Origin of the sequence: Bradyrhizobium sp. LTSP857 (assembly GCF_000938285.1) — a bacterium.
Taxonomy (GTDB): Bacteria; Pseudomonadota; Alphaproteobacteria; order Rhizobiales; family Xanthobacteraceae; genus Bradyrhizobium.
In genome coordinates, this window is sequence record NZ_JYMS01000026.1 from 485,860 (window position 1) to 494,098 (window position 8,239).

Below are 8,239 nucleotides of genomic sequence, written 5' to 3' on the forward strand. Positions count from 1 at the left end.
CGTTTTCGGTCTGCAAAAAGCTCAGATTCGCGAAGCTTGCGCAACGTCTCGTCAATCATGCGCGCCAAGGTCTTGTCAATCATGAGTGGCGGTGAGGTTGGATTAACCAGCCTTTTTAAGCGGTTTCCGAAACCGGCGCGCTAAGGTCCTCGCATCGACCGGGAACATAATCCTGGCGGGGAGAACTAAAGCCGTGAGGCGTCAAACAGCAACATGTGGGGCCAACCCCACCGGGTCGAGCCGCAGTCTGCGGCTCGACCCCCTTTCCCTTCCGGTCCGCTTCGATGCGCATGATCCGCGCGCCGACGGATACACAAGGCAGATCGAGCTTCATCGCGAACGCGTCGTGCTGCGCCGTGCCGTCCGCGGCATGCGGATGGCGATCAATGTCCGCGTCAGCAACTTCACCGGCGTCGCGCTGCGCGGCAATGACGAAGCGCAGACCCTCGTCCTGGTCCATCGCGATCCCTCGCTCTCGGTTCCGCTGCTCGTCAGCACCGAAGGCGATGAGCTCACGGAAGCCTGGGCGATCTGGAGCGAGATCTTTGCGCTGCCGCAACTGGACGAAGGCGCCCGCAAGCCCGCAGCCCGCCGTCGCCGCAGCAACGCGATCCGCACCCGCCGTCCGAAATTCCTGATGCGCCGTCGCACCGCCATGGCGCGTGAGCTGCCGGTTCACCGCGAAGAACGCGAGATCATCGCGCGGAATTGAGCGGCAATCACGATGCCGTAGGGTGGGCAAAGCGAAAGCGTGCCCACCTCTTCTCTCGCAATCGTGGATAAATGGTGGGCACGGCGCAAGGGCGCCTTTGCCCAACCCTACAAGTTTGCCTCAAGCCGCCCGCATCACCGCGTCCGCCAACAATCCTGCAAACAGAAGCAAGCCCGCATCCCGGTTCGACTTGAACACGCGCAGGCAAAGCGCGGGATCGTCGATCCTGAGCCGCTTGATCTGCCACGCCAGATGCACGGCGAAGGCCGCAAGCCCGAACCATGCCGGCCAGCGCGCATCGCCTGAGGCGAGCGCGACGCCGATCAGCATCACCGCGAGCCCATAGAACAGGATCAGCGCCTGATGCGTATGCGCGCCGAACAGGCGTGCGGTGGATTTGACGCCGATCAGCGCGTCGTCCTCAGTGTCCTGATGCGCGTAGATCGTGTCATAGCCGATCACCCAGGAGATCGCGCCGGCATAGAGCACCAGCGCGGTCACGTCGATGCGGCCGAAGGTGACGGCGAATCCCATCAGCGCGCCCCAGGAGAAGGCAAGGCCCAGGAAGACCTGCGGCCACCAGGTGACGCGCTTCATGAAGGGATAGATCGCGACGATCAGAAGCGAGGCGATGCCGGTCGCAATCGCGAAGCGGTTGAATTGCAGGAGCACCACGAGCCCGATCAGCGCCTGCGCGATCATGAAGGCCAGCGCCTGCTTTGTGCTGAGCTGCCCCGACGGCAGCGGCCGCGAGCGCGTGCGCTCGACCTTGGCGTCGAGGTCGCGGTCGGTGATGTCGTTCCAGGCGCAGCCCGCCCCGCGCATCACGAAGGCGCCGATGAAGAACAGGATGATGGTGAGCGGCAGCCGGCTGACATCATGCGCCATCGCGGCCGCGAGTGCCGCCGACCACCAGCACGGCATCAGCAGAAGCCAGGAACCGATCGGACGATCGAAGCGGGACAATCGCAGATAAGGCCGCGCCCATTGCGGCGCGAGCGTATCAACCCAGTTGCCGGTGGAATCGGCAACGCGGGCGGATGTATCGCTCATCGGGTCAGGACGTTGCCGTTGAGCGTGTCGAAGGTGCTGCCGCCCTTCTTGCCGGCATTGGCTTCCGGCGCCGAGCCCGAACCCAGCACCTCGCTCAGCGACGGGCCCGCCGGACCGCGCGGCTGGTTCTGCATCTGCTGCGCCACCGTACAGACCTTCTTCTGCATGGCCTCGGTGTTCTTGTGCCCGGCCTTCATCTGATCGCCGATCTGCGGCGGAATTCCGCATTTGGCGGCGTGCGACTTGACGTACTCGATCATCTTGGATTCAGCCTGGCTGAAATTGCCGATCAGCTTGCAGGCCTCGTCCGGCGGAGCATGGCGATCGCTCGCGGCCTTGATCAGCTTGCCGCGCTTCTCGGCTTCCTCGCGCAGGGGAACGAACGCCTTCATGCAGTCCTCGCCCGGACCGCCTTGCGTCGGCGGTGCCGCGCTGAAGCCGCCACCAACGGGCGCACCACCGACGGGTGCGGCGCCGTTGACCGGGAACGAGGCTTGCGGCGCGCCGCCAACGGAGGCGACCGGCGCCGAGCCGTTCACGGGCGGAAACGCGGAATCGGGTGCGGCCTGGCCCGGCAGCGGCGCGGGGAACCCTTGGGCATAGGCTCCCGCAGCGCTCATGGTGACCATGGCGGCAGTGATCGGAACCATCAAACGACGGATCATCAAGATAGTCTCTCCGGCGGGAGCTTACGGGGTTCGGCGTCTTCCCAATTGAAGCGCAACCGGCGCGCTCGCGATTTTACGATTCCCGTCGGCGCTTAACAACCCGTCGAATAGGGCAAGAGCGCGGCGCGCCGACGCACCAATTCGGCAATATTTACCCCCGAAATGGCTGATTTCGGTTAAGAACTGCGGCAAAACGGACTTTTGATCGATGCCCTCCCACGATTTTCGCGCTCCCCGCCTGTTTGTCGATGCCCCCCTCGCCCAGGACGCCAGGGTCCCGCTCGACCGCGACCAGAGCAATTATCTCGGCAATGTGCTCCGGCTTTCCGCCGGCGCCCCGATCCTGGCCTTCAACGGCCGCGACGGCGAATGGCAGGCCGCGATCGAAGGCCGCAAGCGACCCGACAATCTGATCATCCTCCAGCAGGCCCGCCCCCAGGACCGGCTGCCCGACCTAGCTTACGTCTTCGCCCCGCTCAAGCATGCCCGGCTCGACTACACGGTGCAGAAGGCAGTCGAGATGGGCGCCGCCATCCTGCAACCGGTCCAGACCCGATTCACGCAGGCGTCCCGCGTCAACACCGAGCGCATGCGCGCCAATGTGATCGAGGCGGCCGAACAATGCGGGATTTTGAGCATCGCCGCGGTCGCCGAGCCGGTACCGCTGGAGCGCTTCCTCAGCCAGCGCGCCGCCGACCGCCTACTGGTGTTCTGCGACGAGGCCGCCGAGGTCGCAAACCCCATTCATAGCCTTCAAAACGCGCGCGAGGCCGAGCTTGACCAAGGCGGAGTTGGCATCGACGTGCTGATCGGCCCCGAAGGCGGTTTTGCCGAAGAGGAACGGGCGCTGCTGCTGCGACAGCCCAAAATCCTGCGGCTGGCGCTCGGCCCTCGGATCCTGCGGGCCGACACCGCCGCCGTCGCGGCGCTGGCGCTGGTGCAGGCGGTGCTGGGCGATTGGGGCGGTAAGAGCACCTAGCTTCTCAGCATTGGCCGACCGTTAAGCGATTGATCCTTTGGAGGTCGAAACCGGTTTCCGGCCATGCTAAGGGCTGCGCCAATTCCCTTTCCTTGCCCTGCCCGGTTCCACCGGGACGATGGATCCCGAGATGACCGCGACTGCCACCTCACATGCTGCCGGCTCCGCCGCCTGGGCGGATACGCTGCTGCTGTCGTTCGCGCAGGCCGGTTATGTCAGGGCCGAGCCCGCCATCCTGCAACCGGCCGAGCCGTTCCTGGACCTCTCCGGCGAGGACATCCGCAAGAGCCTGTATTTGACGACGGACCTGTCCGGCGAGGAGCTCTGCCTGCGCCCGGACCTGACGATCCCCGTGGCGCGCGATTATCTCGCCTCCGGCCGCGCCGGCCAGCCGGCCGGGTTCAGCTATCTCGGCCCGGTGTTCCGATACCGCAGCGTCCAGGCCAGCGAGTTCTTGCAGGCCGGCATCGAGTCGTTCGGCCGCCAGGACCGCGCCGCCGCGGATGCCGAGATGCTGGCGCTGGCGCTGGAAGCGACCGCCGCCTTCGGCGTCCGCGACGTCGAGATCCGGACCGGCGATGTGGCGCTGTTCAATGCGCTGCTCGATGCGCTCGACCTCTATCCGGTCTGGCGCCGCCGCCTGGTCAAGGATTTCAACCGCAAGATCAGCCTGGAGCAGGATCTCGAGCGGCTTGCGCAGGCGACGGTCACCACGCGCAGTGAATATGAGGGCGTGCTGGCAGCGCTCGCCGGCTCCGACCGCAAGGCGGCGCTGGCCTTCGTCACCGATTTGATGTCGATCGCCGGCACCACCAATGTCGGCGGCCGCACCACGGCCGAGATTGCCGACCGCTTCCTCGAACAGTCGACGCTGAAGGGCGGTGCGCTGCCGCGCGAGGCGATCGCCGTGCTCAAGCGCTTCCTCTCGATATCGGGCAATCCGGACGATGCGATCGCCGAGCTGCGCGCGCTCACGGCCGATGCAAAGCTCGACCTTGCGGCTGCGATCGATCAGTTCGAAAGCCGGGTCGGCTTCATGGCCGCGCGCGGCATCGACGTGAAGGGGACGCGCTTTTCGACCGCGTTCGGGCGCGGGCTCGACTACTACACCGGCTTCGAATTCGAACTGCATCACAGGGGCAACGGCACCGAGCCGCTGGTCGCCGGCGGCCGCTATGACGGGCTGATGACCCAGCTCGGATCGGCGGAGCCGATTGCTGCCGTCGGGTTCTCGGTCTGGATCGACGCGCTGACCAGGATCGGCCGCAAGGTGGGAGTTTAAGCCATGAGCGCGCCATTCGTTCTGGCCGTTCCCTCCAAGGGCCGCCTTCAGGAAAACGCCGAGGCCTTCTTTGCCCGTGCGGGGCTCAAGCTGTCGAAGGCCGGCGGCGCCCGCGACTATCGCGGCACGATCGCGGGTCTCGACAATGTCGAAGTCGCCTATCTCTCGGCGAGCGAGATCGCCTCACAACTGTCCCGTGGCTTCGCGCATCTCGGCGTCACCGGGGAGGACCTGGTGCGCGAGAACATCGCGGACGCCGACAAGCGTGTGTCCCTGATCGAGGAACTCGGCTTCGGCAACGCAGACGTCGTCGTCGCGGTGCCGCAGGCCTGGATCGACGTCCGCACCATGGCCGACCTTGACGACGTCACCACCGGTTTTCGCGAGCAGCATCACATGCGGATGCGGGTCGCGACCAAGTTCATCAACCTCACCCGCGCCTTCTTCCAGAGCCACGGCATCGTCGACTACCGCATCGTCGAAAGCACCGGTGCGACCGAAGGCGCGCCCGCGGCCGGCGCCGCCGAGATGATCGTAGACATCACCACGACCGGCGCGACACTCGCCGCCAATGGCTTGCGGGTGCTCGACGACGGCGTGATCCTGCGCAGCCAGGCCAATCTCGTTGCTTCGAGAGACGCCGACTGGACACCGGAGGCGCGCGAGACCGCGCGCGTCATCCTCGATCACATCGCGGCACGGGCGCGGGCCAACAAATACCGCGAGGTCCGCACCCGCTTCCGGCAGTGCGACGCGGCCCTGCTCACTGAGGCCCACAGCCGCTTCGGCGTCGAGACCCCGTTTGGCGGACCGACCTCGTCAGGCATGCTCACGCTGCATTGCCCACCGGGGCAGCTCTATGCGCTCGCGAGCTTCCTGCGCGAGCATGGCGCCGAGAGCGTCTCGGTGGTCTCGCTCGACTACGTGTTCGACCGGGAGAACCCGCTGTTCGCCAAGCTCGAAGCGTTCCTGCGGCAGTGAGCCTCAGGTTCGTTCAGCATGGCGACAGCAAGCGGCAGCTACCATATGCTGTTGAGACGATTGATTGCCTCTGGAACCTCGATCGATGACGCTGGGCTCTGACGTTTCCGGCCTGACCACCACCGCGGCCGGCGCCGCGGCGAAGGGACTGTCGATTGTCGTCCCCGTCTACAACGAGGCGGCCGGCCTGGTCTCCCTGCACCAGCGCATCTGCGATCTCGCAAAGACCTTGCGGCAACGCTACCGCTTGCCTTGCGAGGTCGTCTATGTCGACGACGGCAGTGCGGACGCGACGCTGTCGATCGCACGCGGCCTGCCGGCCGATACGATCGACATTCAGGTGGTCTCGCTCTCACGCAACTTCGGCAAGGAGGCCGCGCTGATGGCCGGGCTCGACCATGCCCGCCTCGGCGCCGTGATGTTCATGGACGGCGACGGCCAGCATCCACCTGATCTCATCGAGCAGCTGGTGCGGCACTGGATCGAGGACGGTTATGACGTCGTCTATACCGCCAAGGCGCATCGCGACAACGAGCCCTTCCTGCGGCGGCTCGCGGTGCACGGCTTCTACGCGCTGATCAATTGGGGCGCCCGCCAGAAAATCCCCGAAGACGCCGGCGACTTCCGCCTGCTGTCACCGCGCGCGGTCGCAGCACTCAAGCAACTGCCGGAGCGCAACCGCTTCTTCAAGGGTCTCGCGAGCTGGATCGGCTTCCGCCAGATCCGCGTCGACTACGAGCCGGCGGCGCGCGTCCATGGCGTGACGACCTTCAGCCCCGCGCGCCTGCTCGGCCTGTCGATCGAGGGCCTGACCTCGTTCTCGGTGGCGCCACTGCGCTTTGCCAGCCTGCTCGGCGTGATCCTCGCCGGCGGCGCCTTCCTGTTCGGCCTCTCGATCCTGTGGGAGGTCTGGACCACCGGCAAGCAGGTGCCCGGCTATCCTTCGCTCGTGATCGGCCTGATGACGATCGGCGGCGTGCAGCTCATCATGATCGGCATTGTCGGCGAATATATCGGCAAGATCCTCTCCGAGCTGAAAGCGCGCCCGATCTATTTCGTCGCCGAGCACAGCGAAAAGCATTTCGAGGCCGGCAAAGCTGACGACGCGTCGAGCCGGACGGCGGCCGAATGAGCGCGGCGGCGACGCCGCGGCGGATCTGGCTCTGCGCCGACGATTACGGCATCAGCCCCGGCGTCAACCGCGCCATCCGCGACCTGATCGAGCGCGGCCGCCTCAACGCCACCTCGGTGATGATGGTGGGCCCCGCGATCGAGCGCGGCGAGGTCGACGCGCTCCAGGCCGCCGCGAAGACGAGCCCGCGTTGCGCGATCGGATTGCATGTGACGCTGTCGGCGCCATTCCGGCCGCTCACCATGCATTTCCGTCCGCTCGACGGCGACATGTTCTTCGCCTTCCCAAAGCTCCTGCGCGCGGGCCTTGCGCTGCGTCTCGACCGCGAGTTCTTTCGCAATGAAGTGAAGGCGCAATTGGCGGCCTTCGCGGAAGCCTTCGGCCGCGCGCCCGACTTCGTCGATGGTCACCAGCATGTGCAGCTGTTTCCGCAGGTGCGCGACGGCTTTGTCGATGCGGTCAGCGAAGCCGCGCCAAATGCCTGGGTGCGCCAGGGCGGCCGCGACCTGCCGCTGGCGCAGCGGCTGGCCTCGCCGAAGGCGCTGGTGCTCGACATCCTGAGCAGCCAATTCCGCCGTCGCGCCGGTGACGCGGGCCTCAGCTTCAATCCCGGTTTTGCCGGCGCCTATGACTTCACCCGGGGCGCCGATTTCGGCGAACTGATGCGGCAGTTCCTGGAAGGCCTCCCCGAGGGCGGGCTCGTGATGTGCCATCCCGGCTTCGTCGACGACGTCCTTACCGGCCTCGACCCCATGACGGACGTGCGCGAACGCGAGCATGCCTATCTCAAGAGCGACGCATTCGCTGACCTGCTCGCGGCCAGCAACGTGACACTGGGATGAAACCGGCGAAAGCTGGCCCATCGAGGCAGCTTGTCGCATACCGAAATTTAATCCGGCTGGCACTGTTGGGGCCACAATGGAACCCTACATCTGCCTCGCGCTTGTTTCGCGCGAGGGAGACAGATCATGACGCCGCAGGAACGCCAACTCGTTGACGAGCTTTTCGACCGGCTTTCGAAACTCGAGAATGCACCGCGCGATCCCGACGCGATCGCCGCGATCTCGGACGGCCTGCGCAAGGCGCCCGGCGCGGTCTATGCGCTGACGCAAACCGTGCTGTTGCAGGACGAAGCGCTGAAGCGCGCCCATGCCCGCATCCAGGAACTGGAAGCGGGCCACGCGCCCGAGCAGGCCCAGTCCGGCGGTTTCCTGGACACCATGCGCGACACACTGTTCGGCGCAAGCCCGTCGCGCGGCTCGGTTCCGAACGTGCCGCCGCGTGACTCGCGGCCGGTCTGGAACAGCGGCCAGGCGATGCAGCAGGCGCAGCCGGGTTACGGCCAGCCGCCTTACGGACAGGCTTACGGCCAAGGACCTGGACAAGGACCAGGGCAAGGTTACGGCCCCCCGCCGATCGGCGGTAGCGGCGG

The 8,239-nt window shown here is 66.2% G+C and carries 8 protein-coding genes and 1 pseudogene; 7 read left to right on the forward strand and 2 right to left on the reverse strand.

Annotated elements, in window-relative coordinates:
• Nucleotides 1–193 precede the first annotated feature (193 nt).
• Entirely contained in the window at nucleotides 194–712 is a 519-nt protein-coding gene (locus tag UP06_RS16450; RefSeq protein ID WP_045003865.1) for a DUF6101 family protein, read from the forward strand.
• A 120-nt stretch (nucleotides 713–832) separates the two neighbouring features.
• On the opposite strand, the gene ubiA is transcribed toward UP06_RS16450, so the two are convergent.
• The gene (ubiA, locus tag UP06_RS16455) at nucleotides 833–1,765 is read right to left on the reverse strand and encodes a 4-hydroxybenzoate octaprenyltransferase (RefSeq protein ID WP_045003867.1); all 933 of its coding nucleotides are present in this window, start codon (nucleotides 1,763–1,765) and stop codon (nucleotides 833–835) included.
• Entirely contained in the window at nucleotides 1,762–2,430 is a 669-nt protein-coding gene (locus tag UP06_RS16460; RefSeq protein WP_045003870.1) for a hypothetical protein, read from the reverse strand. The genes ubiA and UP06_RS16460 overlap by 4 nt, the downstream gene beginning before the upstream one ends.
• A gap of 211 nt (nucleotides 2,431–2,641) precedes the next feature.
• On the opposite strand from UP06_RS16460, the gene UP06_RS16465 reads away from it, so the two are divergent.
• The 6 genes and pseudogenes from UP06_RS16465 to UP06_RS42095 all read left to right on the forward strand — a co-directional run.
• Nucleotides 2,642–3,412: a 16S rRNA (uracil(1498)-N(3))-methyltransferase gene (locus UP06_RS16465; RefSeq protein ID WP_045003872.1), complete on the forward strand. Its 771-nt coding sequence runs from the start codon at nucleotides 2,642–2,644 to the stop codon at nucleotides 3,410–3,412.
• Between the two features lie 130 nt (nucleotides 3,413–3,542).
• The gene (locus UP06_RS16470) at nucleotides 3,543–4,694 is read left to right on the forward strand and encodes an ATP phosphoribosyltransferase regulatory subunit (protein ID WP_045004238.1); all 1,152 of its coding nucleotides are present in this window, start codon (nucleotides 3,543–3,545) and stop codon (nucleotides 4,692–4,694) included.
• Nucleotides 4,695–4,697: 3 nt separating this feature from the next.
• Nucleotides 4,698–5,675 (forward strand): ATP phosphoribosyltransferase, encoded by a 978-nt coding sequence (gene hisG, locus UP06_RS16475; protein WP_045003873.1) that lies wholly within the window; start codon nucleotides 4,698–4,700, stop codon nucleotides 5,673–5,675.
• A gap of 85 nt (nucleotides 5,676–5,760) precedes the next feature.
• Entirely contained in the window at nucleotides 5,761–6,807 is a 1,047-nt protein-coding gene (locus tag UP06_RS16480) for a glycosyltransferase family 2 protein (RefSeq protein WP_045003875.1), read from the forward strand.
• Complete coding sequence (locus tag UP06_RS16485; RefSeq protein WP_045003876.1) at nucleotides 6,804–7,649, forward strand: ChbG/HpnK family deacetylase; 846 nt, start codon at nucleotides 6,804–6,806, stop codon at nucleotides 7,647–7,649. The genes UP06_RS16480 and UP06_RS16485 overlap by 4 nt, the downstream gene beginning before the upstream one ends.
• 126 nt (nucleotides 7,650–7,775) lie before the next feature.
• A pseudogene (locus UP06_RS42095) lies at nucleotides 7,776–8,239 on the forward strand (DUF2076 domain-containing protein); the annotation flags it as partial.